Source organism: Candidatus Magnetobacterium casense, assembly GCF_019173545.1.
GTDB classification, from domain to species: Bacteria; Nitrospirota; Thermodesulfovibrionia; order Thermodesulfovibrionales; family Magnetobacteriaceae; genus Magnetobacterium; species Magnetobacterium cryptolimnobacter.
This window is the reverse complement of the sequence record NZ_JABXWD010000775.1, coordinates 1-1,083: the sequence shown is the minus strand read 5'-3', so window position 1 is coordinate 1,083 and position 1,083 is coordinate 1. Positions and strand designations below refer to the sequence as shown.

2 protein-coding genes are annotated in these 1,083 nt (G+C 55.3%); both read right to left on the bottom strand.

Features of this window, described 5'->3' with window-relative positions; translation table 11 throughout:
- Window positions 1-207: 207 nt before the first annotated feature.
- A complete protein-coding gene (locus HWQ67_RS19430; protein WP_218254348.1) occupies window positions 208-747 on the bottom strand; it encodes a hypothetical protein in 540 nt (179 codons plus the stop codon).
- A 28-nt stretch (window positions 748-775) separates the two neighbouring features.
- Complete coding sequence (locus tag HWQ67_RS19425; RefSeq protein ID WP_218254347.1) at window positions 776-979, bottom strand: hypothetical protein; 204 nt, start codon at window positions 977-979, stop codon at window positions 776-778.
- Window positions 980-1,083 lie beyond the last annotated feature (104 nt).

Sequence of the window (1,083 nt, the reverse complement as noted above, 5' to 3'; positions counted from 1 at the left end):
AGTTGCTTGAGCTTCCGAACCAATCCCCCGAAAGCCACCTTACCCCCATGTTGGGGTAAGTAGAACCCCTCCGCAAATGCCTGGAGCACTTCAGGGGTTAGACCCACAAAGGAAGCCCTTCTGCGCTGGAATGACCGCCCAGCGGTCACCTGGCGAACAGCCATCCGAACCAGGTAACGGTCAGCAACCCGAGCGATAGCCCCCACTTCACACCTTCAGAGGCTTCCCCGTATCTGTAAACAACCGCTCGACGATGTACTGATCCCCATCTTTCTTGAGTGCCCGCAAGTCCTCAGTAGACTTGTGAATCAACTCATCCTGCCGCCCCGACGTGGACTTAGAAAAGAACTGAGAGAGATCCCCAAGATCAGAAACCACAATCCGCAATCCCTTGGCAAACTTCTTTGATAGCGCCGGACGAAGATGCTCAGCTAGGATCGACCGGAACTTCCCGTCGTCCCAAAGGACAAACACCCGACCATCAAGGTGCGTTGTATCCCCAGCCCCGGTACGTACCGTAATAATAGTCCCCTCCCCGTTATGTTCGGGGATGTCATCGTAAGACAACACCGAACCAATGTTAGCTGTGAACCGAACCCGGGTTCCAGCCGGTTGGGGCAAAGGCAATGCCCTGGACACCCTTGCAGTATCCGTTAGATCCCGCATAGAGGTCGTGTAGGAACCCTGAATCGTGCGCTCTTGAAGGTGGTGGTCAATGGCGGACTCCACCGCAAAAGCTTGGTTCATATCTTCCCAAAAGGTACTCATGGCACTCCTAGTTCAACACACTCCGGCGCGCAGTCCAGCAAACATCTAACGTCTGCGGAGCTGAAAAATTAATGGTGAACCCCGCCGCTGTCTTGAGAGTAACCCACGGCACCTCTTCACTAGCTGTAGCACCCCCCAACTCAAGACCAATCTCATAGGTACTATCCGGGTGTGGGACATCAAACACCACCGCCTTCGTCGCCTCAGCCACAAGGGACTCAACCCTATACTGGGACTCCTCAGCCAACGTGGCGGTTCCTCCAGCTACCAAGACCCCTCTCCGAGTTCCCGTCAACCGAACGGCTGCAGTACCCC